Source organism: Paenibacillus sp. FSL P2-0121 (genome assembly GCF_037975345.1).
Lineage (GTDB): Bacteria > Bacillota > Bacilli > Paenibacillales > Paenibacillaceae > Paenibacillus_AQ > Paenibacillus_AQ odorifer.
The window spans coordinates 3983431-4007900 of the sequence record NZ_CP150245.1; the positions used below are offsets into that span (position 1 = coordinate 3983431).

The 24470-nt window shown below is 43.4% G+C and carries 23 protein-coding genes; 9 read left to right on the forward strand and 14 right to left on the reverse strand.

Annotated elements, in window-relative coordinates; genetic code table 11:
• Positions 1-87: 87 nt before the first annotated feature.
• Genes MKY54_RS17670 through MKY54_RS17680 form a run of 3 tightly spaced genes read right to left on the reverse strand, consistent with a single transcriptional unit; the run spans position 88 to position 2773 of the window.
• Positions 88-924 (reverse strand): ABC transporter permease, encoded by an 837-nt coding sequence (locus tag MKY54_RS17670; protein ID WP_076128364.1) that lies wholly within the window; start codon positions 922-924, stop codon positions 88-90.
• Entirely contained in the window at positions 924-1700 is a 777-nt protein-coding gene (locus MKY54_RS17675; RefSeq protein ID WP_076142119.1) for an ABC transporter ATP-binding protein, read from the reverse strand. Before MKY54_RS17675 ends, MKY54_RS17670 begins: the two co-directional genes overlap by 1 nt.
• Before the next feature lie 50 nt (positions 1701-1750).
• On the reverse strand, positions 1751-2773 hold the full coding sequence (locus tag MKY54_RS17680; RefSeq protein WP_038571597.1) for an ABC transporter substrate-binding protein: 1023 nt from the start codon (positions 2771-2773) through the stop codon (positions 1751-1753).
• Positions 2774-3044: 271 nt separating this feature from the next.
• Here MKY54_RS17680 and MKY54_RS17685 point away from each other — a divergent pair, with 271 nt between their 5' ends.
• On the forward strand, positions 3045-4748 hold the full coding sequence (locus MKY54_RS17685; RefSeq protein ID WP_339187321.1) for an alpha-amylase family glycosyl hydrolase: 1704 nt from the start codon (positions 3045-3047) through the stop codon (positions 4746-4748).
• Here the strand turns inward: MKY54_RS17685 and MKY54_RS17690 are convergent.
• On the reverse strand, positions 4735-5415 hold the full coding sequence (locus tag MKY54_RS17690; protein WP_076128355.1) for a hypothetical protein: 681 nt from the start codon (positions 5413-5415) through the stop codon (positions 4735-4737). The two genes, MKY54_RS17685 and MKY54_RS17690, sit on opposite strands and share 14 nt — an antisense overlap.
• Positions 5416-5557: 142 nt before the next feature.
• On the opposite strand from MKY54_RS17690, the gene MKY54_RS17695 reads away from it, so the two are divergent.
• Positions 5558-5797, forward strand: coding sequence for a hypothetical protein (locus MKY54_RS17695; RefSeq protein ID WP_036687997.1), 240 nt, complete (start codon positions 5558-5560; stop codon positions 5795-5797).
• A gap of 1761 nt (positions 5798-7558) precedes the next feature.
• On the opposite strand, the gene MKY54_RS17700 is transcribed toward MKY54_RS17695, so the two are convergent.
• Entirely contained in the window at positions 7559-7786 is a 228-nt protein-coding gene (locus MKY54_RS17700; protein ID WP_038571602.1) for a hypothetical protein, read from the reverse strand.
• Positions 7787-7908: 122 nt separating this feature from the next.
• Between MKY54_RS17700 and MKY54_RS17705 the strand changes: the two genes are divergently transcribed.
• Positions 7909-8535 carry an FMN-dependent NADH-azoreductase gene (locus MKY54_RS17705; protein ID WP_076128352.1) on the forward strand — a complete coding sequence of 209 codons (627 nt, stop codon included), beginning with the start codon at positions 7909-7911 and terminating at the stop codon, positions 8533-8535.
• 103 nt (positions 8536-8638) lie between these two features.
• On the opposite strand, the gene rsgA is transcribed toward MKY54_RS17705, so the two are convergent.
• The 4 genes from rsgA to MKY54_RS17725 all read right to left on the reverse strand — a co-directional run bounded on the left by rsgA (position 8639) and on the right by MKY54_RS17725 (position 12116).
• Positions 8639-9730 (reverse strand): ribosome small subunit-dependent GTPase A, encoded by a 1092-nt coding sequence (gene rsgA / locus MKY54_RS17710; protein WP_076133795.1) that lies wholly within the window; start codon positions 9728-9730, stop codon positions 8639-8641.
• A gap of 381 nt (positions 9731-10111) precedes the next feature.
• Positions 10112-10783: an HAD family hydrolase gene (locus MKY54_RS17715; protein WP_339187323.1), complete on the reverse strand. Its 672-nt coding sequence runs from the start codon at positions 10781-10783 to the stop codon at positions 10112-10114.
• Positions 10784-10943: 160 nt separating this feature from the next.
• Positions 10944-11399: a DUF3939 domain-containing protein gene (locus MKY54_RS17720; RefSeq protein WP_036688004.1), complete on the reverse strand. Its 456-nt coding sequence runs from the start codon at positions 11397-11399 to the stop codon at positions 10944-10946.
• 120 nt (positions 11400-11519) lie between these two features.
• Positions 11520-12116 (reverse strand): metalloregulator ArsR/SmtB family transcription factor, encoded by a 597-nt coding sequence (locus MKY54_RS17725; RefSeq protein ID WP_036688006.1) that lies wholly within the window; start codon positions 12114-12116, stop codon positions 11520-11522.
• Between the two features lie 179 nt (positions 12117-12295).
• Between MKY54_RS17725 and MKY54_RS17730 the strand changes: the two genes are divergently transcribed.
• The gene (locus tag MKY54_RS17730; RefSeq protein ID WP_339187325.1) at positions 12296-13300 is read left to right on the forward strand and encodes a YpdA family putative bacillithiol disulfide reductase; all 1005 of its coding nucleotides are present in this window, start codon (positions 12296-12298) and stop codon (positions 13298-13300) included.
• A gap of 1 nt (position 13301) precedes the next feature.
• On the forward strand, positions 13302-13745 hold the full coding sequence (locus MKY54_RS17735; protein ID WP_036688009.1) for a DUF441 domain-containing protein: 444 nt from the start codon (positions 13302-13304) through the stop codon (positions 13743-13745).
• Positions 13746-13815: 70 nt separating this feature from the next.
• Here the strand turns inward: MKY54_RS17735 and MKY54_RS17740 are convergent, their stop codons facing one another.
• The 3 genes from MKY54_RS17740 to MKY54_RS17750 form a co-directional block, all read right to left on the reverse strand.
• Complete coding sequence (locus MKY54_RS17740; RefSeq protein WP_076184455.1) at positions 13816-14751, reverse strand: DUF4179 domain-containing protein; 936 nt, start codon at positions 14749-14751, stop codon at positions 13816-13818.
• Positions 14744-15262 carry a sigma-70 family RNA polymerase sigma factor gene (locus MKY54_RS17745; RefSeq protein ID WP_076128340.1) on the reverse strand — a complete coding sequence of 173 codons (519 nt, stop codon included), beginning with the start codon at positions 15260-15262 and terminating at the stop codon, positions 14744-14746. The genes MKY54_RS17740 and MKY54_RS17745 overlap by 8 nt, the downstream gene beginning before the upstream one ends.
• A gap of 190 nt (positions 15263-15452) precedes the next feature.
• Entirely contained in the window at positions 15453-17201 is a 1749-nt protein-coding gene (locus MKY54_RS17750; protein ID WP_076128337.1) for an ABC transporter ATP-binding protein, read from the reverse strand.
• Positions 17202-17323: 122 nt separating this feature from the next.
• Here MKY54_RS17750 and MKY54_RS17755 point away from each other — a divergent pair, with 122 nt between their 5' ends.
• Entirely contained in the window at positions 17324-17839 is a 516-nt protein-coding gene (locus MKY54_RS17755) for a hypothetical protein (RefSeq protein ID WP_038571616.1), read from the forward strand.
• A gap of 112 nt (positions 17840-17951) precedes the next feature.
• On the opposite strand, the gene MKY54_RS17760 is transcribed toward MKY54_RS17755, so the two are convergent.
• Positions 17952-18269 carry a HesB/YadR/YfhF family protein gene (locus MKY54_RS17760; RefSeq protein WP_036688019.1) on the reverse strand — a complete coding sequence of 106 codons (318 nt, stop codon included), beginning with the start codon at positions 18267-18269 and terminating at the stop codon, positions 17952-17954.
• A gap of 493 nt (positions 18270-18762) precedes the next feature.
• Between MKY54_RS17760 and MKY54_RS17765 the strand changes: the two genes are divergently transcribed.
• The 3 genes from MKY54_RS17765 to MKY54_RS17775 all read left to right on the forward strand — a co-directional run bounded on the left by MKY54_RS17765 (position 18763) and on the right by MKY54_RS17775 (position 24004).
• Complete coding sequence (locus tag MKY54_RS17765) at positions 18763-20511, forward strand: ABC transporter transmembrane domain-containing protein (RefSeq protein WP_076128334.1); 1749 nt, start codon at positions 18763-18765, stop codon at positions 20509-20511.
• A 58-nt stretch (positions 20512-20569) separates the two neighbouring features.
• Positions 20570-22657, forward strand: a complete 2088-nt coding sequence (locus MKY54_RS17770; RefSeq protein WP_076128332.1) for an ABC transporter ATP-binding protein — start codon at positions 20570-20572, stop codon at positions 22655-22657.
• A gap of 108 nt (positions 22658-22765) precedes the next feature.
• A complete protein-coding gene (locus MKY54_RS17775; protein WP_076128330.1) occupies positions 22766-24004 on the forward strand; it encodes a winged helix DNA-binding domain-containing protein in 1239 nt (412 codons plus the stop codon).
• Here the strand turns inward: MKY54_RS17775 and MKY54_RS17780 are convergent.
• Positions 23996-24460, reverse strand: coding sequence for a hypothetical protein (locus tag MKY54_RS17780; protein ID WP_038571625.1), 465 nt, complete (start codon positions 24458-24460; stop codon positions 23996-23998). The two genes, MKY54_RS17775 and MKY54_RS17780, sit on opposite strands and share 9 nt — an antisense overlap.
• Positions 24461-24470 lie beyond the last annotated feature (10 nt).

Consider the following 24470-nt stretch of genomic DNA (forward strand, 5'->3'; position numbering starts at 1 on the left):
ATCTCTCCTTAAAAGCACTAACCGTTAATAGGTAAAGATATAGACATGTTACAAGATTTTGTGAATGGACACAACGTTACATTAGACTTACCGCCGGTATAACAAGCGCTTCTCCAGATACACTACCAGTTGATACATTGCCGTTGCTACGGCTGCAATAATCAGCAGACTGGACATCACAAGCGTGAAATTAAACACCTGGAATCCATATATGATCAGGTACCCAAGACCGGATTTTGCTACTAGAAACTCTCCTACGATAACCCCGACCCATGACATTCCCACATTCACCTTTAGGGTAGAGACCACCGTTGGAAAAGATGCCGGAAGAATCACTTTAAAAAACACCTGAACTTTAGAAGCTCCAAAAGAGCGGACCACCTTCACCAGATTAGGATCCACACTGCAAAAGCTATTGTAAACAACAAGTGTAGTAATAATCACCGTAATCGATAAGGTTGTCACAACGATAGCGGTGAAACCCGCCCCGAACATTACGATAAAAATCGGCCCCAAGGCCACCTTCGGCATACTGTTAAAGACAACCATAAACGGATCAAGCACCGCTGATAAAAACGGAGACCACCAAATAATCACTGCCAGCAGCGTTCCTAACAAGGTTCCCAGAACAAAGCCTACCGCAGTCTCTCCTACCGTCATCCCCAAATGAGGCCACAAGCTTCCACTGATCATATCCTGCCAAATCTGCTTGAAGATTTTTGTCGGGTAGCTGAACAATAACTCATCAATCCAGCCCATTCTTGCTCCTGCTTCCCACAACACAAAGAACAGCAGCAATAGACTGCTTCTTACAGCAATAACCTGATTACGCCGGCGCTGTTTAGTTTTTTTGAAATCCACATGCATTTGCTGCAGCCACAGTTCACGGGAAGCTAAGACACCCGCTTGCTCTGTTCGTTTCATTAGCTTTCCCTCCCTGCGATCTCCATCTCTGTCCATACTTCATGAAAAAGCTCCGCAAACCCTGGCTGATCACGCGCATACAGCGGTGGGGCTGAGCGGATTAGCTCCGGAACAGGAAAAACTTTACGAATCTTCCCTGGATTTCGCTGCAATAAAATAACCCTACTGCTGACCGCAATCGCTTCTGACAGATCATGCGTGACCAAAATAGCCGTGGTTCCCCGGCTGCGTAAGGTCTCTGAGACTAAATCTTCCAGCTGAAGTTTGATCTGATAATCAAGTGCCGAGAACGGCTCGTCTAACAGCAGCAGTCCTGGATTGGTAGCTAATGTTCGTACAAGAGCCACCCGTTGCCGCATCCCTCCGGATAGCTGAGAAGGATAGGCCTGTTCTTTCCCTTCTAATCCCATCTCGCGCAGCAGCTCCAAAGTCCGTTTATGACTTTCTTCGTTTAAGCTTCCGGTAAGCTCCAGTCCAAGCACGGCATTGTCAAGAATACTCCGCCAAGGAAAAAGATAATCCTGCTGCAGCATATATCCAACCTCAGGCGAAGGGCCTAGAATGGGTTGGCCATTTACGAATACTTCACCCTCAGAGGGCTGCAGCAGTCCGGCAATAATCGATAGGAGAGTCGTCTTACCACAGCCACTTGGGCCTACTAAGCTGACGAATTCTCCTTGCTCGACATTAAGATTTAGATCCTCAACGGCCAGTGAAGCTTCCCGATCGCCGAGATAGGCATGCGTTACTCCCTTTAATTGCACTACTGGAAGCAAGGTCATCCCCTCCTTATAGTTAACAAAATCCATTTAGGATCTTATCTCTCTTATTTAGAGCCACTGCTCTTTATGGTCTTTTCAGCTTTTTCAGCAAAAGTATTATTCACGATCTTTTCTGCTGGAACACGTTCTTTAAGTTCACCTGCGTTGTCCATAACATCTAGCAGATTATTCCATTCTTCATTATCAACAACCGGATTAATGGCGTAGGTGTCCTGCTCCTTGTAGCGTTTTACAGCAGAAATCACAATGTCACGATCCGTTTTATCAAAATAAGTTATTATGGCATCCGTAATTTCTTCAGGACTATGTTCCTTCACCCAAAGCTGAGCACGCTGGATGGCATTAGTGAACTTTTGCACGGTGTCTCCATTTTTGCTAATGTAGCTGTTTTTTGACATGAATACCGTATAAGGTAAATAACCGCTCTCCACCCCAAACGATGCCACTACAGCTCCCCGGTCTTCTCGTTCGAAGATAGAGGCCTGCGGCTCAAACAGCTGCACATAATCCCCAGTACCTGAAGCAAATGCACCGGCAATATTAGCAAAATCGATATTTTGGATCAAGGTAATATCCTTCGCAGGATCAATTCCCTTTTTAGATAAAGTAAACGCGCCTGCCATTTGTGGCATTCCGCCTTTTCTTTGACCAAGGAAGGTAGAGCCCTTCACTTTATCCCAATTAAAATCTCCATCAGCCTTCCGGGCGAACAGGAATGTTCCATCCCTTTGAGTCAGCTGTGCAAAATTAATGACCGGATCATCCGAGCCCTGCTGATACACGTAAATGGAGGTTTCTGAACCAACCAACGCCACATCAATAGCTCCTGAGAGCAATGCAGTCATCGTTTTATCGCCACCGGGAATCGTCTGCAGTTCTACATCCAGCCCTTCATCTTTGAAGAAACCTTGAGTCAAGGCAACATACTCGGGTGCATAAAAGACAGAGCGGGTAACCTCCCCAATCTTCACCTTTACCGTCTCTGACTTTCCGCCGCAACCGGCAAGTACTGAAAAGCATAAAGTAATGATCATGAGCGACAATGACAGCTTTTTCCGAATCTTCATTCTTCATTCTCCTTTCTTACCGGGTCCTTCGCCCTTGCTTAAAGCATATGCACATGCCTACTGAAAGGTTAAAATCCCGAATATCGTGGGGAATTAAAAGAATATCCATGATATTAGCGGTTTTTATTGATTTTATGGATAAATATCACTGGATTTGCTGTTTTTATATCTGTGCAAACGTTTTACCTGAGGATTTGATTACAGTACTATAAGAATTAAAGCGCTTACCATTTCCTTTATAGGAAAATTGCAGCAGAAGGGGTTATTTTATATGGATAAACGAGCAACATCTATCGCCAAAAAACACACAATAAACGGACTTTTGACTCTTAGCTTAACTGCCGTTCTGCTATCCGGTTGTTCAGGAAATAATAACAATATTCCTTCCTCTGCCTCCCCTTCTCCATCGCCACAAGCAAATACAGCTCAGAATACTACAACACCTCCCGCTGCAAAAACCATTACCACTGACGAACAGCCCTCAACGGTTTATTATGAGATTTTTGTTCGTTCATTCTATGACTCTGACGGGGATGGCATCGGTGACCTCAAAGGGATTACCAAGAAATTAGATTACTTAAATGACGGAAATCCTGACACCACAGACGATCTGGAGATCGGTGGGATTTGGCTTATGCCTATTAATCCTTCACCAAGCTATCATGGTTACGATGTGACGGATTATCGTGCAATCAATCCAGATTATGGGACGATTGAGGATTTACAAGAGCTCGTTACGGAGGCCCATAAACGTGGGATTAAAGTAATTATGGATTTGGTCGTGAATCACACCTCCAAAGAACATCCTTGGTTCGTAGATTCCGCTAAAAATAAAGACAGCAAATATCGCGACTGGTACATATGGGCCGAAGATCAAGGACGCCCTGCCAATGGAGCTAGTGCCGCTGGTAGTGGCAGTGCATGGCACTCTTTACTGGGTAGTCATTATCTAGGTGGCTTTTGGGAAGGCATGCCTGATCTAAATTTTGATCATACGGAAGTTCGTAATGAAATGAAAGATATCGGCAAGTTTTGGCTGGAACAAGGGGTTGATGGATTCCGTTTAGACGCTGCTAAACATATTTACGAAGACCTTCTAAGCGACAAAAGCCAAGCCACAACCAATAAAAATGTATCTTGGTGGCAGGATTTCCGCAAAGCGATGAATGAAGTGAATCCTCAAGCTTATATTGTCGGCGAAGTATGGGAGAATTCTGCAGTCACCGTAGGGGCTTATTTGGATCAAGCCTTCGACTCTAGTTTTAACTTCGGGTTAGCTGAGACCCTTATTAATTCCGTGAAAACTGAAAAAGACAGCGGGACTGCCTTTACGCTGGAACGTACGTATAATTTGTACTCCAAAATATCTGATAGCCATTTTACCGATGCAATTTTTTTGACAAATCATGATCAAAACAGAGTCATGAGTCAATTAGACAGCAATCTGGATCATGCAAAAATGGCAGCAGCCCTGCTGTTAACCTTGCCTGGAAATCCTTTTATTTATTATGGTGAAGAAATAGGAATGCTTGGTGTAAAACCAGATGAAGGAATTCGTGAGCCCATGAGATGGATGACAGCGGATCAGGGTGAGGGGCAGACTACTTGGGAGGTCGGCAGCAATAACGCTGATGATGTTAGCATTAATGTCGAAAGCCAGACTAACGACAGCAGCTCACTGCTTAAAAGATACCGCGAACTCATTGCGTTAAGAAACGAAGTCCCTGCGCTCCGTGATGGCGGAATTCGAGACTACACTTCTGGCAATGCAGGGGTAATGGCCTACGAACGTATAACAACAGAGGATCAAGTCCTCGTTGTTCATAACCTAACTGGAGATGAACAAATCATTACGCTTCATCCAAATGTTGAGGGTATCTCTTACACCAAGATCCAAAAGACAACTGCTGACAAAGTGACCTTAAATTCAGATCAGCTTACTCTTCCTCCCTATTCAACGGTTATTGTGGACTAGGAAAAGAGGAGGAATGAAACACCCACTCTGCCACAGAACCACATAATTGTGCTTTCGATATAGGAAGAGCTACAATCCAGTCTTGGGAAGGATCGCTGCTCATTCGCAGCAACCAGCCACTTGAATGATCACTTATGAAGCTAGCATACTGAAACTTCCAGCCATTTTCACTAGAAATACAGAGTCGCAATTCTCCCTCTGCGTCGAAGCATTTCATCACTTGTGCAAGATGGTTGGAATGGACATCATCTCCTGTCTCTGCAGCTAAACACTCTGAGAGTCTGTGAACCGTAGAGGAATCAGAGCCTTTTTTCAGCTCCTCGAACCTTTTTTTTGACATTAGTAACGCCGGAATCCCGTGAGCAAAGGGCTCCATCGCTCTCTCACATTCAAACAACTCGAGACAAAAGCTCTCTGTTTCCTCTCTGTTCTTCAGCACACACGGAGGAGAGTCCGGTGTATTATTGCAGTAAGCTAGTATTTTATCCTTATGTATTTGTAAACACAGATCTTTAGTTTTCTCCTTCTCTCTATATTTGAATCTACCTATCCTTTCTGCTGTAGACGCAGTATTTAACAATTCATTTAATACTACTTGGTCGGTTACCCGATCTGGAAATAAAAATTCCGTTAAATCCGTTAAATCCGTTCGTTCTTTCTCATTCACATTATTGTATCCTTCCTGTATTACATATAAATGTATATTAAACTAGCAATCTTTATGTTATCATAAGCTAATTTTAAGGTAAAATTAAGAAACAAGGGGTATGATCATTAACATGAAATACTTGTAGCGAGGTGATTTCAAAATGAGAATGCTCATCACATTTCAGAACAAACTTGTACCTGTGTATTTCACAACAGAAAATAAACAGCCCACTCAAAAAGTACTTAGATTACTTAACAGTACGCTGGAGCTCAAAATTCAAAAGGGCAAAAGTGCCCTCCAGAAATGCCTCAATTCTCTGATTAGTATCGAAATTAAAGGCTCTGAAGCTATATTGCACAGTTACAGTGAAAATGATTCATTGGCGCTATCCCTCTATTAATGGAGGGGTAGTTTTTTTGTCACAACATTGCTGTCCTAAGCTTTCTAATAAGGAACGTCCTAAGTAGCCAAGTGGTGCTGCTTGGACTCGTTGTCTTTTTGAAGCTAAACTTGATCCAAAATGACACTCCGTTTGATTTAGATACTATTTGCGCATACATAGGTATACATAGCTTCAACTCTCAAAGTCAGGGACCTTGGTTTCGCTGGTTCTGCTTGGTTCTGCTTGGTTCTGCTTGGTTCTGCTTGGTTCTGCTAGGTTCTGCTTGGTGCTACTTTGTACTGATTTTGTGCTATTTCATGGCACGTTTGGATTGCTGCTTGCCGGCCATCCCCATAGCCGCCTGCTTTCGGACTCAGATGACCTTAATCGTAACTTTTGGGCTCATTTGGAATTCTAACGGACCCCAGGGTCACTATTGGCTCGAAAAACACTAATTATCGACCTCAAAAAGCTAAATAGCTGCGCTGGAGTCCGAAACTCTGCTCTAATGTTCATAAATTCGCACTTAGCGTCATCTGAGTCCGCGGTAATCTAAATTCGAAACTCAGTTTGCTTTAGTTGCTATTGTCGCGTACATAGTTGCTACTGTTGTAGCTTTAGTCGATGCTTTTGAACTCATAGCCACTGCTTTCGGACTCATAGATGGATGCTATCGGACTCAGTTGACCTTAATCGTAACTTTTGGGCTCATTTGGAATTCTAACGGACCCCAGGGTCACTATTGGCTCGAAAAACACTAATTATCTACCTCAAAAGGCTAAATAGCTGCGCTGGAGTCCGAAACTCTGCTCTAATGCTCATAAATTCGCAAATAGCGTCATCTGAGTCCGCAGTAATCTAAATTCGAAACTCAGTTTGCTTTAATTGCTATTATCGTGTACATAATTGCTACTGTCGTGTACATAGTTGCTACTGTCGTGTACATAATTGCTACTGTTGTAGTTTTAGTCGCTGCTTTTGAACTCATAGCCACTGCTTTCGGACTCAGATGACCTTAATCGTAACTTTTGGGCTCATTTGGAATCCCATCGGACCCCAGAGTCGCTATTGGCGCGAAAAGCACTAATTATCGACCTCAAAAAGCTGAATAGCTGCGCTGGAGTCCGAAACTCTGCTCTAATGACTAAAAATCCGCATATAGCGTCATCTGAGTCCGTTGGCCGCTGAGGATACTTGGAAGGTCACTTAGCGAGTGATTTGTTGTCTGACTTAGCCGTTAACTTGGTGTGTAGCTCAGTGAGTTACTCGGCGGGTGATTAGTTGTGTTAGTCAGTGAGGTGACTTAGCCGTTAACTTGGTGTGTGACTCAGTGGGTAACTCAGCGGGAGATTTGTTGTGTGGCTTAGTAAGTCGTTTAGCGGTTGACTTAATGTGTGACTCAGTTAGTAACCTACACGTTACTAGTTATGTGACTCAGTTAGTAACTTAGCCGTTAACTTGGCGTGTGACTGACTCAGTGTGTAACTTAGCAGTTGACTTGGTATGTAACTCAACAAATGACTTTGCATTGGTTAGCAGATTAGATGTATCAGGTGGCCTGACCCTACTATGTCACCTGCCAAAAGTGACGTTTGTCGTAGGTTGGCTTTCATTTGCTGACCCTTTATGCTGAAGCAATCTGCCAGGACTAAAAAACGCAGAGCAGTGATCCCCCCTTAACGGGAGGATCACTGCTCTGCTATATTTACGGACTTTTTTAACCCAAGGACTCTGTCTCGTTCAGCGAAAAATCTACTATTAAGAAGAGCTCAGCAATTATCAGCTGATCTTGTAATTCTTCTGCTCTGCTTTTTCAGCTTTCTGGATTCGAAGTCTAAATAGCTTCACTAAATTCTGACGCGTATGCTCTTCGTGACAGCTGTCCAATTTTTTAATGATAAACCGATCGATGGACATGTCAATCGCTCCTTTTAGATCATTCTGGAACTTATAGAGACAGGAAATTATTTCCTGTTCTCTTGTATCACCTATTAACCTTGTTTTCATTTTTTCAAACTCCTTAAACGCAAACAAATTTCAAGAACAAAAAAATAATTTACAAACAAAAGATTACATGCTATATTAAATATAGTTAATATTAAATACACACATGCAAGGGAGAAATCATAATGTCTAAAGTTCTATTTATTAAAGCAAACAACCGTCCAGCAGAACAATCCGTAAGTGTTAAGCTGTACAATGAATTCTTGGAGAGCTACAAACTCAACCACCCAGAAGATGAAATCACTGAGCTTGATCTGTTCGCAGAGCAACTTCCATACTACGACAATACCCTGATCACTGGTATGTATAAAGCCGCTCAAGGATACGAAGCAACACCTGAGGAAGCAGCTGGTGCCGCTATCGTTAATAAATATCTTAATCAGTTCATCGCTGCAGATAAGGTAGTATTCGGTTTCCCACTGTGGAACATGACTGTACCTGCTGTATTGCACACTTATGTAGATTACCTTTGCCAAGCTGGTAAAACATTCTCTTACACTGCTGAAGGTCCAGTTGGTCTTTTGACAGGTAAAAAAGCAATCGTTCTGAATGCAAGAGGCGGTATCTACTCTGAAGGTCCTGCTGCAAGTGCTGAAATGGCAGTAAACTTCATCGTTGGTAACCTTAACCTGTGGGGAATTAAAGATATTACACAAGTAATCATCGAAGGCCACAACCAACTTCCAGCACAATCCGCTGAAATCATTGAAAACGGATTGCAACTGGCTAAGGAAACTGCTGCATCCTTCTAAACCATAACCGTTTAGATTCAATTCAATAATGAAGGGCGCCCCTTAGCTGTCAAAAGCTAAGGGGCGCCCTTTTTCAATGTCTATGCCGTTATATCAATTCTTTTTAATATTCATCCAACTCTTTACGCCATCCGTATCCTCTGGTTCTGGATGAACTCACTTTAGTGGAAGCTGCGCTTTTTCTCTTAAGCTTGGCTTCTTTATTATTTTGGTACAATACTTCTCGTTGTGTTTTTCGGTAGTTGAATAGTCTCTTCTCTTCCAGTTCACCTGTTTGGACTGCTTCCAGTACAGCACAGCCCTCTTCGCGTTCATGTCTACAGTTACTAAACCGGCACTTAGAAGCTAGACCGCTGATATCACTAAACGCTAGATCAAGACCACCTTCATCTTCCCAGAGCTGCAGCTCCCGCATCCCCGGTGTATCTACGATAATCCCCCCATCCGGCAAAACAAACAGTTCACGGTGGGTAGTAGTATGACGTCCGCGGCTATCCCCTTCTCTAACATCCTGCGTAATCTGAAGGTTCTTCCCGCATAGCCAGTTGACCATTGTCGACTTCCCACAACCGGAAGAGCCCGTAAGAGCTACTGTTTGACCCTCACCAATGTAAGGCAGCAGCTTCTCGCGTCCTTCATCTTGTATTGCACTAACAGCATGTACTGATACTCCGGGAGCCGCGCTCTCCATTTCAGCGATTTTACTGTCTGCATCAGGACAAAGATCCGCTTTAGTGAGTAGAATAACTGGATTTGCCCCACTATTCCAAGCCATGATCAGATATCTCTCCATCCGGCGAACATTAAAGTCATCATTCAACGCGCTGACCAGAAATAATGTGTCTACATTGGAGGCAACAATTTGCTCATCTTGTGTATTTCCTGCGACCTTGCGTGAGATCACACTCTGCCGAGGCAATACGCCATGTATGATTCCATGCTCGCCGCCATCTTGCATCGCCAATGCTACCCAGTCTCCAATGGCAGGAAAATCACCCGAGGCTACAAATGTGTGTCTCAGCTTCCCGGCAAGCTCTCCCCACGTCTCTCCTACATCAGTTAACACCTTGTACTTACTGCCAAAGTCACCAACGATTCTCCCGGGAATAAATTGTTTATCCTCTGCATGACTCCACTTTTCATTCCATTTTGTACTCCAGTTTTCATTCCAACCATATTGCTTTATGCTATTCATTCATTTCCTCCTAAAAGATATGTTTATGTTTTTTCTTGCCCCTTGGCGTTTTCCGAGAACACAAAAAGCCGCCGGAAATAAAGACTCCGGCGGCGGTATATAGACATGTGGATTTATTACACCAAATCCAATCTTTCTACACACGCAAAAAAGCCACCGGACCCTATACGGTTCCCGGTGGCTCTAATAAGCGTAATTGAGCTTACCCGCTAAACTGCACGAATCAATTATTCGGCAGCAGCTGTTCCCGGAAGACACGTATCCACAACAGTTAAGTTCATTACATTTAAAACTGTCATAAAACATCGTCTCCTTCCGAAATTTAAGATGCTGTTATCATAATTGGTGCAGCAGTAAAATGTCAACCCCAAATTTTCCAGATTACAAAATAGCCTTTAATTCTTTCAGCTCACGGATCATTTTCCAAGGTTGGATGTCCAGCTGATCATCCCAAGGATGTTTCCTTTGCAGCCATATCCCTTCAAGGCCAGCCTTACCTGCACCCCAGATATCATTTATCGGATGATCCCCTATAAACAAGGTTTGATCCGCAGAGGCACCCAACCTGTCTAAAGCTAATTGATAAATCGCAGGATCAGGCTTCGCAATGCCAACTTCTCCAGATATAACAATAGCCTTGAAGTACTCTCGCAGGCCGAGAATATCAATTTTGGTGTTCTGGATTTCTTTTTTACCGTTGGTGACCAGCCCCAAAGTATATCCACGCTCCACGCAATACTCCAGAACCTCCAAAGCATGCTCCATGGCTGCACCATGATTGATGTAGCTCGCATCATAATACGCTCGGATATGTTCAGCCGACACAGGCTTTTCCCAAGGCAGGATCTCACTAAGTTCTAAGAAAAATCCGTCTTTATCACGGTAGCCATCAGCGTCTCTGTGGATCATATCCTCGATCACGGCCTGCGCTTCCGCAGGTTCAAGATGCCCAAGAAAATCCTGCACGAACTGAGTGCTAAAGCTGCGAAATGTATAGTCGCGATCCATTAAAGTATTGTCCAGATCAAATAAAATAGCTTGTACTTCCTTCATCAAGCAATTCCCCTTACATGCTGTTAATTTTCAAACCTAACCTACAGAATGTAATTGTACTATGCCTTTAGAGACAAAGAAAAGACTATTCAACAAAAAGGATTTGTGGCTTCCATTTTACTGAACAGTCTTTGTGAAGATTCATATCTACGTCATTCCTTTACTCGAAATGCTCTGCCCGATGGGTCAGCATCATTTCTTCATCCGTAATATACAGCGGAAAAGGAGGTGTTTCTTTCAGATAACTTTCTGTAGATAACAACCGATAATGAACCTCTGGCAACCAGGTGTCTTCAAGCAGCGGTAGCTTGCCTGTATCACTAATATAACTGTCTACAGCAGCCTGAACTAAATCCAGATAATACGGTACTAACTTGTCTTCTTCCTCGAAAATTTCATAGGTCTCTCGAGACATATAGAAATTCCGTTCGGGTATTCCACCCAAATAACGTTTCAGACGACTCATATCGATTCTTTTGTCCTCTAAGATTAATGCTGTTCTATTAATAGGTCCAGGCATATCTTCTTCGAACTTTCGAATCGCCTGTTTCACTTGAGGTAATGTGACGGTTACATGATCTGATTTGGGTTGCTTTTTTGTGCGTTTAAATAACATAACGAAAGTCTCCTTTCTAAATATGTCTCAGATAACGCTTACAATTCCATTTTATTCGAAATTCGAATAATTAATCAGTACATTTCAAATCGACACAGAATGTTAATATTTAAAAGATCATTATTTGACATATTCCCACCGAGTCCATACTTCTCGAGGATTTAGTTCATACTTGTCCTTCTCACGATACATAAACTGATGCATGATGAATTCACGACGAATAGTGGCAAAATCTTCATGAAACTGCTTAATAAACTCATTGATTTCCTTTTCCGTATAAACAACACCTGGCTCTAGCTTCTCAACCATGTATTGAAGCGCTATCAATTTCTTCTTGTATTGTGCGGGAATTTGCCGCAGCCGGCCATCTTTAGAGAAAAAATTACGAATTACAGTATCCTGGAGACTATTCTCAGGCAATTGCTCTTCCATATTCTCAGCTCCTTTCGAAAAAATAAATTGCAGTGAAGCTTCAGCCCCATTATTGATAAACTCCGGATTCAACTTAAAGTAAACTGTATTTTTGTCGCGTCTTTCCTTTATTAGAGCCGCTTCACGTAATTTAGCCGCATGATGAGTGACTGTAGGCTGCGATAAATTCAACTTCTCAGCCAGCGCTTGCCCGTGCATTTCTCCTTGGGACAAAAGCAACAATAAGCGAAGACGCGTTGGATCAGCTAAAGCTTTATGATAACTCACGATTTTCTCCAACTGCACTGGGTTCACGCTCCTAGAATTTCACAATACATTGATACATTAGATATATATCTAATTATATAATAATCAACGTTGTTCTTGCAATGGTTATTATACTCAATCTGCTCTTATGGAAAAATTCATGAATTTAGGGTAGGATTTAAAGAAAAGATAGTAACAATCAGGAGGTAACCCGCTTTATGAAAGATGTCATTATTATCGGTGCAGGTCCTTGCGGCCTCTCGGCAGCTATCGAATGCCAACGCCAAGGCCTGTCCAGCCTTATTATTGAAAAAAGCTTTATTGTGCACTCCATTTATTTGTATCCAACAAATATGCAATTTTTCAGTACGGCTCAGTTATTAGAAATCGGGGATGTTCCTTTCACTTCGACCAACGACAAGCCTTACCGTCATGAAGCGCTTGTCTATTATCGCCGAGCCGCCGAGCAATATGGTCTAGAGATCGCCGCTTATGAAGAAGCATTATCCATTGAACCGCTTGAAGATGGAACCTTTGCCGCACATACGTCAAATATGCGTGGTGAGCATCAGAAACGTATCACTGCAAATGTAGTTATAGCAACAGGTTATTTTGATCAGCCAAATATGATTGGCATTCCAGGTGAAGAACTACCTAAAGTTACTCATTATTTCGGTGAAGCCCATCCTTACACGGGAATGAAGGTAACTGTAATTGGCGGCAGTAATTCCGCAGTAGATGCAGCACTGGAGCTTATGCGTGTAGGAGCTACGGTAGATATGGTATATCGTGGTGAAAGCATCTCAGAGAATATTAAACCTTGGGTTCGGCCAATCTTTGAAGGCATGGTGCAAAAAGGGAAAATCACTCTGCACTTAGGCTCGCGTGTCACTGAAATTACTGCAAGCTCAGTAATTGTTACGGATCATAAGGGGGACAAGAAAGCATTGGATAATGATTTCGTTCTTGCCTTGACTGGCTTCCGTCCGAGCCGTACCCTCCTCACTTCAGCGGGTGTGATCATGGATGACGACATGGATAAGCCTGCTTTTAACACCTCTACCATGGAAAGTAATGTTCCAGGGTTGTATGTTGCTGGAGTAATCGCCTCCGGCCGCAATGCTAACGAAGTGTTTATTGAGACCGGAAGAGGGCATGGTAAGCTTATTGCAGATCACATTGTGTCAAAAGAAAGTTCTAATCCTAAGGAGTTGAAACATTAAGATGGACATGACCTCTTTGCTTTTGCTTGGACTTGCAGCGCTCGGAATTATCAGCAGCAATTCCCCTGTAACAATAGCAATGGTCGTCCTATTACTGCTAAGAGTACTTGGCTTACAGCAAACTTTTCCTTGGCTAGAAAAATACGGTTTAACCATCGGGATTATCATCCTGACCATCGGGGTCATGACCCCATTAGCCAGCGGCAAAATATCGCTGCAGACAGTCGGTCAATCCTTCTTGCACTGGAAGTCCTTGCTTGCTATCGCTATTGGCATTCTCGTCGCTTTTCTTGGAGGCCGCGGTGCTACGCTCATGACCAACCAACCCACAGTTGTTGCAGGTCTGCTGATTGGCACGGTGATCGGGGTTGCGTTATTTAAAGGCGTTCCGGTCGGTCCGCTGATCGCAGCCGGCATTTTATCACTTATGATCGGCAAAATGTAATAGAACAGCACAAAAAAGACCGCTTTTGGCGGTCTTTTTTATTGTGCCTTTTATACAACCATCTTTCTCTCTATTCCTCCACCTGAGAAATGGACTGCGGAATTTGCTGCACCGCTCTTTTTTCAACGACTAATAAATCTTCAACGCCATACTCTGTCTTAATTTTCTGCAACTGCTTCAAAGCCTCTTCTTCTGTATTAAAATATCCTGCTTCCACGAGATATAAGCCTTTCTCATCCTTTAACATCCGCACATCCTCTAACCCATATAACATTTCTTCAGCCATACCCAGCGCCTCACCAGAAGGCTGTGAGACCGTTCTTAACGAATATACAGAGCCCTCTTTTGCTTCGTCTCCTTTCTCTTTTAACGTAATCACTACCTGTGCTGGCTCTTTATATTCCTTTACCTCATAAGCAACCGAGTCCGTAAGCGTGACATTGAACCGAATAGCCGAATCATCTAGTGTAATTAGTGGATAAGCATCCTGAACATATCGGCTTTGCTTTAATGTCTCCAGATCTTTGACTGCTGAGAATTTTCTGGCCCCACTTACTGTAATCGTCATTGTTGCCGGATTTTCCGTAAACTTTACGTTATATGAGCTTGCTAACTGTTGTGTTTCATCTGGATTTGCAAAATTCAAAATCAATTGATCGCTATTCTTCAATTGTTTCACCGAAATAAAGTTCACATCTACTCCATCCTGAATGGTTCCACCACCTGCACTTCCTTCCGTAAATTGCAGAACACTGACCAGCTTACCTAGAACCGGTATTTGATCCATACTACTCGCAAAAGCAGGAACCGTATTTACACCCACCGTAAAAGAAATCAATACAGCCGCAGCTACTGATCCTGTCCATTTCAAGGCACGTTTTGAAGAACTATTTTTCTGTTTATAGATTTTTCCTCTTTCAATTCCTTTACGAGAAGCGAATGATAGTTCTTTAGGAATTTCAATCTCATTATAGGCTTGCTGTAGACGTTCTAGTTGCTTATCCAAAGTACTCACTCTCCTCCATACTTATTTTTAATTTTTCCAAACCTCTATAAATAACGGTTTTGACACTGCTCAGGGGCATATCGAGAACCTCTGCAATTTCCTTTATGGGCAAGTCCTCCAAATATCTCATCACAATCACCATTCTTGATTTTTCATCAAGGCCGCTGAGCGCTTCATGCAAGTCCATAACTTCTTCCCTAGATTTCGGAGCATAGCTGCCTCCCAGCTCTTGATCTATATACACGATTTTTTTAGATTTACGGATAAAGTCCAGCGCACAGTTGACAGCGATCTTGGTGAGCCAAGTTTTAAAATATTGCGGTTGCTTCAATTTATGAATGGAGATATAGGCTTTGAAGACGGTCTCCTGCACAATCTCCAGTGCATCCTCTTGATTCCGCACATAGGAGTAGGCCATTCGGTATAAACGCTCCTGCATGCCGTCAATAAGCGCAGTAAAGCTGTCTTCATCACCTGCTATCGCCTTTTCCTCAAGCGTGGTTTTATTCACGTTCCTCACTTCCTTTCATGATGTTTATAAGCTTTAGACGCACATGATCTCCGAAAAGACTCAGATTCCGTTTAGAATTTTTGCCATAGTATAAGTTACTGTGTGCCGCCACCCTGATTGGAATTCAAAAAAAGTGGCCTTCTCTTTCGAGAGGACCACTAAGATGTTCAAGTATTTTTCCAAAAAAATATTAAGCGTCTAAATGCTGTACGTTAAATAATCGCGCATAACTACCCTCTATCGCCATCAGCTGTTCATGCGTACCCCGTTCAGTAATTTCACCATTCTCAAGTACGACAATCTGATCCGCATGTGTAATCGTTGACAGTCTATGCGCTACAATTAGTGTAGTACGTTCCGAAGAAAGAGACTGCAGCGCTTGTTGAATTAAATGCTCCGATTCCAGATCCAGCGCCGAAGTAGCTTCGTCTAATATAAGAACCTTCGGATCCTTGAGAAATACCCTTGCGATAGCAACCCGCTGCTTCTGTCCTCCGGATAGCTTAACACCACGTTCTCCCACTTCTGTCTCATAACCCAGTGGCAGCTGCTCAATAAAATCATGCGCATTGGCAGCTTTTGCTGCTGAAATGACCTCTTCTTCCGTGGCATTAGGATTACCGAACAAAATATTCTCACGCACAGATCCGCTGAATAAGAAATTATCTTGCAGGACCATGCCGACAGACCTACGCAAGCTTTCCTGTGTTAATTCCTGTATATCATAACCATCCATTTGGAGGCTGCCTTTACTGATGTCATAGAATCTCGGGATCAAGCTTATAAGGGAGGACTTTCCTCCACCGCTCATTCCGACGAACGCAATGGTCTGTCCGGGCTGAATACTCAGATTAATATCTTTTAAGACCCAATCATTCTCTTCGTTATATTTAAACCATACATTCTCAAAAGCAATCTCACCACGTGAATCCTTTAGCACTTTTGCTCCCGGCTTGTCTACAATATCATAAGGCTCATTCAGCAGCTCAAGCACCCGTTCAAGAGAAGCAGAGGCTTGCGTAAGCACCGTCGAGGAATTAATCAATCTCCGCAGCGGGGAATACATCCGGTCCAGATAGCCAAAGAAAGCTACAAAGGTACCTACTGTCAAATTGCCATGAATGACCTGATAACCACCATATCCGATGACCAAAAGAGGTGCTATATCCGTTAATGTATTAATAATTGCGAAGGTCATAGCATTCCAGCGGGTTTGCGCCATCGCTTTTTTAAGAAAGTTACCGTTGATGTCCTCAAACTGCTTCTGATCCACTTTTTCCATCGTAAAGCTGCGGATGATTGATATCCCTTGAATCCGTTCATGGAGATAACCTTGAATGCCAGCCAGAGCTTGGGAACGATCTTTCGTTAACAGCTTAAGCCGCTTATACAATTTGTTAACTGCAATTGCGTAAAAAGGTAATACCGAGATAGACACGAGCGCCAGCACCGGATTTAAATAAAACATAAATCCCAAAGCAAAAACTAGTGTGAACGTGTCGAGCCATACATTCATCATGCCGACTTCGACCAAATTTTTGGTCTGCTCAACATCGTTAATAAATCTGGAGATGGCTTCTCCCACCTTGGTATTCTGATAATACCGCAGTGACAGCCGCTGTAAATGACTGTAAAGCTTATTTCGCATATCGAACAACACTTTACTTGTGATAAGCTGAGCAAAGTATTGGCGATAATACTCTACGGGCCCTCTTACGATAACAAATAAAATTAAGGCACCACCCAGAATAAGCATCAAATGTGATACCCGTTCCTCAATCCCCATGCTCGGGTTCATTAGGAGGTCATCGACCACGTATTTCAGAATCATTGGCAGTGTTAGCGGAATACTGAATTTGATCATGCCGATAAACAGCGTAAACACAATCAATTTCATATAAGGTCGTACAAAAGTAAAATATGATTTCCATTGCTTCACAGGAATATTCTGTCCCTTCTCTTTAGTGAGTTGCTAAGTACAGTTGACTTTTGCTCTCTACAGTGTTTTTATAATTTTAGATCATAAGTACAATTGCAGTACCGAACTTCAGGAGGATAACGATGTCTAGACAATTTGTGACGGAAGCCGTCATGATGGCGATTTACGGCCAGCTTCTCGTATCGAGCAGCCCTGTAGAATATATAGTGCCTTATACTACCGTGATGGAACTATACGAACTGCGAGACAGCGATGATCCGTTGATGAACCGTCCGGACGACGACAAGCATGTTAAGTTGAAGATAAGTGAGCTCATTGCTTATTTTGAAGAACCGCTCAACGCGAAGAAGATCAACCGCTGTTTAGCTGTGCCTTGGGCGAAAAGCTCAGGTATTCTCCTTGGCGGGCAATCCAAAATCACCATCATTAACAGTATGGATACCGCTGTCTACGGTGAGATGTTCGATCCCATCGAAACAGAGCTTCTGCTGTCCTCACAACGTGAGAAAGTACCTATCCTAACGGATCAATTTGAATTGATTCAACGGATCATCGAGGGTGGAGTTCCAGTTCAGGTGTACGATATTGACGACTTCGACTTCGCTCTGGAGGAAGAAACCTCTCGCAATTTGCACTGATAACACCTATGTATTTCCAACTGGAATACCCTCATTTTAAAGACAGCATTTGAAAAGCCCCTGCCTTTTGGCAAGGGCTTTTCCTGATTAAAATAAACAATCATTAAGACAACTATACCTGCACTTCGCCGGATACCGGCTTTGGTTCGTACTTATATTCAATGTCATCCTCTGACTCAGAGTATACGATAGATAGGTCATAACCTTCCATATACCATAAGTCCTGCTCCTCCATATAGAACACAATATCATCCTGTTTGACCTGAATAGCTGGACGCCCAGGTGCTTCTGTAGCAATGCCCAGCGAAAAACCGGGGTGAAGTCCACCTCCCGAGCTATAACGGGGAAATAAACGAATATAGTCTCCATTCTTAAGGTCCAATTCTCTCTTAAACCAAGCTGCCGCTGCTTGACTAATTTCCATGTTCATTTCTCTCAGCTCCTTTGTATATTCTAATCATAACGAAAATAAGTCGATATTCAAACAACTTTATGCAATTAATGATTTCCCAATCCATTTAAAATTAAGTTTGACAAATTCGCGAACCGGATGATAAACTCTGAACATAACTAAACGTCTTCTAGTTATTACCAAATTAATGAAAGGGGTGAGCGCGGTGTTTACGAAGTTACAGCCATATTATTTTACTATTGTTGGAATTTTTACTCAACCGAATACCGAAGCAGCCCAAGTGATTAAGCCATCCTGAAGTTTTTGCGAGTCTTATGGACCGTATAACTTTAGTTCTTGAAGGTCTCTCACATGCTTGGTGCTGTAACGCACCGTGCGCATGATAGCTGTAAATTACAGGCATATCGTCCGTTTTCGGATGATATGCCTTTTTTGTTTGCTGAAGAGATAATCACTTGCGCTTTTATCAGCATCACAAGCAATCATTACAACCTGAAAGGAAGGGATTTACTTGTTCTCTGTTCTTCGCGATCTCGGCTGGTTTTTTCGCCGAGAAAAAAGGCGTTACCTGATTGGACTCATATTACTCATAGGTGTGGGCGTTCTTGAATTACTCCCTCCACGTCTGCTAGGCAATGCCATTGACGACATAGTACGCGGTTCGATTACTACAGCATCGCTTGCCAAATATATCGGCATGATCTTTATTTTGCTGCTAGTTATTTATTGGATTACCTACATATGGATGCACAAACTTTTCGGAGGTTCCAACCTTGTTGAGCGCCTGCTGCGCTCCCGATTTATGAATCATCTTATGACTATGACACCTTCGTTCTTCGAAAAAAATAGAACTGGTGACCTCATGGCCCGGGCAACCAATGATATCAGAGCCGTCTCAGCTACCGTAGGATTCGGGATGCTTACACTGGTGGATTCTACAATCTACCTCACGGTTGTGCTGTTTGCGATGGGCTTTCTCGTGAGTTGGAAATTGACCCTTGCAGCAGTATTACCATTACCCCTAATTGCAATAGCTATGATTTTTTATGGTAAAGCTATTCATGATCGGTACAGCTTAGCGCAGGATGCATTCGGAGATATGAATGACCAAGTGCTCGAATCTGTCTCTGGTGTGCGCGTAATCCGTGCTTATGTCCAAGAGCGTCTTGATGAAAAACGTTTCTCGGATATTACTGAAGATGTTTACAACAAAAATATGGCCGTAGCTCGTGTCGATGCTTTCTTCGAACCAACCATCCGCTTCTGCGTCGGACTCAGCTACATTATTGGTCTTACTTATGGGATTTACCTTGTATTCCGCAATCAGATCACACTGGGTGATCTAGTCTCCTTTAATATGTACCTCGGTATGATTGTATGGCCGATGTTCGCTATTGGAGAATTGATCAACATTATGCAGCGTGGTGGAGCTTCCCTCGAACGTATCGACGAGACGTTAAACTCCAAACCCGATGTTCAAAATGCTGCCCATCCCGTACAAGTTCCCCACCCTACTCGAATCGAGCTTAACGATGTGACTTTCCGTTATCCTTCTTCGACGATAGACAATCTAACCCATGTCAACCTAACCCTGAACCAAGGGCAGACATTAGGTGTAGTCGGGCGTACAGGAAGCGGGAAATCTACACTGCTCAAACAATTGCTCCGCGAATATCCGACAGGTAATGGAGAAATCCTTATCTCTGGCGTGCCTATTCAACAGATTTCCCTGGATCAGCTGCATAGCTGGATGGGTTATGTTCCACAAGAGCAAATCCTTTTCTCCAAATCCGTTCGGCAAAACATTCAGTTTGGTTTAGACAACGCCGATGATGATAAGATTATGCAAGCCATTACAGCTGCCGCCTTCCAGAACGACCTGGGCACATTGTCCGATGGTCTGGATACTCTAGTGGGTGAACGTGGTGTATCTCTCTCCGGTGGACAAAAGCAACGTGTCTCTCTGTCCAGAGCTTTTATCGCTAATCCTGATATTCTTATTCTGGACGATGCCTTATCAGCCGTTGACGCTCGTACGGAAGCTCAGATTATCGACAACATCCGGAATGAACGTGCCGGAAAAACCACATTAATCTCTACTCACCGTCTCTCTGCCGTCCAACATGCCGACATGATTGTTGTACTGGATAACGGACAAATTGTTGAGCGAGGTACACATCAGGAACTATTGGATTTGAATGGCTGGTACCGTGAGCAATATGATCGGCAGCAAGTCGAAAATAACTTGTCAAATGATTAAACTACAACCATAAATAAACGAGCTACGACTACGCAAAACATTTTAGGAGGTGTCACGGTTGACACAAAGTACAGGCAAACGCCTGCTGGAATATGCATTGACCGCAAAGAAAACCTTTATCGCAGCCCTTCTGCTGCTTTCAATCGGGGTAGCGGCAGAGCTGGCAGGTCCATTTATAGCCAAAAGCATGATCGACAATCACATGCTGGCCATCGAGAAGCCCTATTTCAGCACCACGTCTCCCGATAAGGCGGCTGAATATAACAATAGTTTATACAAACGCGGCGATCGCTTTGAGCCCGGTGAAACTAAAGGCCAAGAAATTCGTGTTCTTCAAGCAGGGAGAAGTTTCTATTTTATTAACGAAGCTGTAACACAGCCTGACGGTGAACGAAAGTTCATCGATGGAGAGATGCATATCACCCGTGGTGATAACGAAGTTATCTATCCGGCGGTTAAGTTGTCGGCCGATGAGCTGTTCGGCTTTTACAAACCCGAGCTTCCTGGGATCTATCAGTTGGTCGGAATGTATGCTATTTTTCTTGTAATCTCCATCTTTGCTGAATTCGGAAAAACCTACTGGCTGCAATCTTCGGCGAATCAGGTAATCCGGAAGCTGCGGACAGATGTATACGCGCATATCCAGCGACTACCCGTTCATTTTTTTGACAATTTGCCTGCTGGTAAGGTAGTGTCGCGGGTTACAAATGATACCGAGGCGATTAAGGATCTATTCATTGCGGTCCTCTCCAATTTCAGCACCGGTATTATCAATATAACTGGCGTGTATATCGCTCTGTTCTTACTTGATGTCCGTCTGGGTCTGATCAGCTTGTTCATTGTACCTATTCTTGTGCTGTGGATCGTGCTCTATCGCAAAATTGCGACCAAATACAATACGATCATTCGCTCACGTCTAAGTGAAATTAACGCCATTATTAATGAATCGATTCAGGGGATGTCAATCGTCCGGATATTCCGCCGTCAGAAGCAGCTTAGTGCAGAATTTGAGAACCTGAACGATGATTACTTGAAATATCAGAATAAAATGTTAAATCTGAATGCTTTCACGTCCCACAATCTGGTGAACTCACTTCGCAGTCTCTCTTTTGTGATGGTGCTTTGGTATTTCGGACATGGCAGTATTACTGGTTCAACCTTTGTATCCTTAGGCGTTCTGTATGCCTTTGTCGATGTGCTCGGACGTTTGTTCCAGCCTATCACAGGTATGGTGAACCAGTTGGCGAACCTGGATACTTCTATGGTATCTGCAGGACGTGTGTTTACGCTTATGGATGAACCTGGAGAGAATGTTACGGACGGCTCCATGCCACGCTACAAAGGGAAAGTGGAATTTAAGAATGTATCTTTTGCTTATAAAAAAGACTACGTCCTGCGCGATATCTCCTTTGAAGCACGCCCGGGTGAAACTGTCGCTCTTGTAGGTCATACGGGTTCCGGCAAAAGCTCAATCATCAATCTGCTGTTCCGGTTCTATGATCCACAAAAAGGCGATATTACGATTGACGGTCAAAAGGTTACGGATATTCCGAAGCAGTGGCTGCGGAATCACATGGGCATCGTGCTGCAGGATCCGTACCTCTTCACGGGCACCATTGCTTCGAACGTCAGCCTAGGGGATGAACGAATTTCCCGTGAACGGGTAGAACGTGCTTTGCGTGAGGTTGGTGCGGATAAGTTACTCGCTCATCTTCCACAAGGATTTGATGAACCTGTCATCGAAAAAGGAAGTACTTTATCTGCGGGTCAGCGGCAATTGATTTCTTTTGCGAGAGCCCTCTCCTTTGACCCAGCTATTCTCATTCTAGATGAAGCTACCTCCAACATCGATACAGAAACGGAAAGCGTCATTCAGGATGCGCTTGAAGTTCTCAAAAAAGGACGCACCACTTTCATCATCGCTCACCGCTTATCCACGATTCGCAGTGCAGATCAGATTCTAGTCCTGCATCACGGAGAGATCGTAGAACGCGGCAGCCACGATGAACTGATGGCGCTTGGCGGAAGATACTTCCGTATGTACCAGCTGCAAGTAGGTGCTGCTGCTAACAGCTCTGGCGATAACGCTGGCGCAAGCAACCGTCCAGCACTCGGAAACTTGCAACCCTCTCTTGAAAAAATGTAATTTAAAACCCTGAGTCACTTCATTGTGATTCAGGGTTTTTTCCTGCTTGATCTTAGAACAGATGTTCTGTATTATGGAAATTAATACATAACCTTGGAGGAGCAAACGATGCTTACTTATAATTTGACTAAGAAACAAGCCAGGCTTTTTCTGCTATCTCATCAAAAGTTAACTGCTGGAGCTATCCCTTCTGGAAAACTTAGTATTTATGACTATGTTCGTCACGTAGGCTGCATCCAATATGACCCCCTTAATATCGCTGGCCATAATCATGAGCTGGTCCTCCAGGCAAGGATACCGGGATTCACACCAGAACTAGTCCAAGAGCTTCTGTATAAAGACAGGCTGCTCGTTGATGGCTGGGACAAGAACATGTCTATTTTTTGTTCCGAGGATTGGCCTTATTTTAAGCGGAGAAGAACTGCTGCTGCCTCCCATCATCAGGCTAATGAGCCTGTAATGGTCGCTGTAGCACAGGTTCGTGAAGAGCTTCAGAAGCGTGGTCCCCTCTCCTCTCTGGATTTAGACGGAAAGGAAAAAGTAGATTGGGCTTGGGCTCCGACAAGATTATCACGAGCTGCAATGGAAAGCATGTACTTTTGGGGAGAGATTGTTGTCCACCATCGTGTACATACCCGGCGATATTATGATTTCGCTGAACGTTTGTTACCCTCAGAGCTGCTGAATTCAGCCGATCCAAATGTCACGGAAGAACAATTTCATGATTGGTATGTGTTACGTAGAATAGGAAGTATCGGCTTGTTATGGAATAAATCTGGAGACGGATGGCTGGGCATATCCGGACTGAAGAGCAAAGAGCGTGCGGCGGCGATTCAGAGATTGCTGGAGAAGGATAGTCTCAGAGAAGTTTTGGTCGAGGGGATTAAGGTTCCGCTTTATATCCGCAGTATAGATGCTCCAACCTTGGAGTCTGTGATGCTGCAAGAATCTGAAGAGATTGGGCTTCAACCACGTGATTCATTTGCGGCCGTATTGGCTCCGCTGGATAATTTGTTGTGGGAACGTGAGCTGGTTCGGCAATTATTCGGATTTCATTACCGCTGGGAGGTCTATAAGCCGGCAATAGAACGAGAATATGGGTACTATGTACTGCCTATATTATATAATGATCGTTTTGTTGGCAGATTTGAACCGGTGATGGATAAGAAGAGCCAAACATTGAATATTAACAATTGGTGGTGGGAACCTGGAGAAAGCCTAACACCGGAGATGATTCCGGCATTAGGCGAAGCTTTAACTGCACTCTCTCGCTGTGTTAGAGCTTCTTCGGTTCATTTTAGACCAGAGGTTGTAACAGCTTGCGGATTAGAAGGATTATTACAATAAGTTTTCCTCCTCTAATCCAAGTTTCGTGAACATTTCTGTGCAGTAGCCTTGCAGTTTAACTTCAAGTCTACTTGCTTTATTTTTAAAACGTTTCAGCTCCCGAATCATTTTAGCCCTTCCGGCAGGCGTAAAGGTTTCCTGTATACGCTCTTTAAAGTAATCATGAACGATGTAATTACGTTGTTTCCACACTTCCTCCAACTGAGCGGTTTCTTGCTCCGAGAAAGGAAAATGATGTTGGATTTCTTTGATGAGTTGGCCGAGTGAATTGCTGAGTTTTCGCTGATAAAGGTCTGTCAGATCTGCTTCTGTTGGCGTTTTTCCTTGTGATAGCTTAGTAAGCAATAGCAAGTTGGTAAGCTGCTGCTCGAGGGCCTGTCCATAATAAACTGCCAGTCCAAAATAGGCGAATAACTCTTTTGATTGTTCACTCTCAGGTACATATGTATCCTTCATCTTTTCCCCC

What these genes read in the sequence shown, in the direction of transcription:
- MKY54_RS17670 (WP_076128364.1), bottom strand. Translation starts at nt 924, where the DNA reads ATGAAACGAACAGAGCAAGCGGGTGTCTTAGCTTCCCGTGAACTGTGG.
- MKY54_RS17680 (WP_038571597.1), bottom strand. Translation starts at nt 2,773, where the DNA reads ATGAAGATTCGGAAAAAGCTGTCATTGTCGCTCATGATCATTACTTTA.
- MKY54_RS17685 (WP_339187321.1), top strand. Translation starts at nt 3,045, where the DNA reads ATGGATAAACGAGCAACATCTATCGCCAAAAAACACACAATAAACGGA.
- MKY54_RS17695 (WP_036687997.1), top strand. Translation starts at nt 5,558, where the DNA reads ATGAGAATGCTCATCACATTTCAGAACAAACTTGTACCTGTGTATTTC.
- MKY54_RS17700 (WP_038571602.1), bottom strand. Translation starts at nt 7,786, where the DNA reads ATGAAAACAAGGTTAATAGGTGATACAAGAGAACAGGAAATAATTTCC.
- MKY54_RS17705 (WP_076128352.1), top strand. Translation starts at nt 7,909, where the DNA reads ATGTCTAAAGTTCTATTTATTAAAGCAAACAACCGTCCAGCAGAACAA.
- rsgA (WP_076133795.1), bottom strand. Translation starts at nt 9,730, where the DNA reads ATGAATAGCATAAAGCAATATGGTTGGAATGAAAACTGGAGTACAAAA.
- MKY54_RS17715 (WP_339187323.1), bottom strand. Translation starts at nt 10,783, where the DNA reads ATGAAGGAAGTACAAGCTATTTTATTTGATCTGGACAATACTTTAATG.
- MKY54_RS17720 (WP_036688004.1), bottom strand. Translation starts at nt 11,399, where the DNA reads ATGTTATTTAAACGCACAAAAAAGCAACCCAAATCAGATCATGTAACC.
- MKY54_RS17730 (WP_339187325.1), top strand. Translation starts at nt 12,296, where the DNA reads ATGAAAGATGTCATTATTATCGGTGCAGGTCCTTGCGGCCTCTCGGCA.
- MKY54_RS17735 (WP_036688009.1), top strand. Translation starts at nt 13,302, where the DNA reads ATGGACATGACCTCTTTGCTTTTGCTTGGACTTGCAGCGCTCGGAATT.
- MKY54_RS17755 (WP_038571616.1), top strand. Translation starts at nt 17,324, where the DNA reads ATGTCTAGACAATTTGTGACGGAAGCCGTCATGATGGCGATTTACGGC.
- MKY54_RS17760 (WP_036688019.1), bottom strand. Translation starts at nt 18,269, where the DNA reads ATGAACATGGAAATTAGTCAAGCAGCGGCAGCTTGGTTTAAGAGAGAA.
- MKY54_RS17775 (WP_076128330.1), top strand. Translation starts at nt 22,766, where the DNA reads ATGCTTACTTATAATTTGACTAAGAAACAAGCCAGGCTTTTTCTGCTA.
- MKY54_RS17780 (WP_038571625.1), bottom strand. Translation starts at nt 24,460, where the DNA reads ATGAAGGATACATATGTACCTGAGAGTGAACAATCAAAAGAGTTATTC.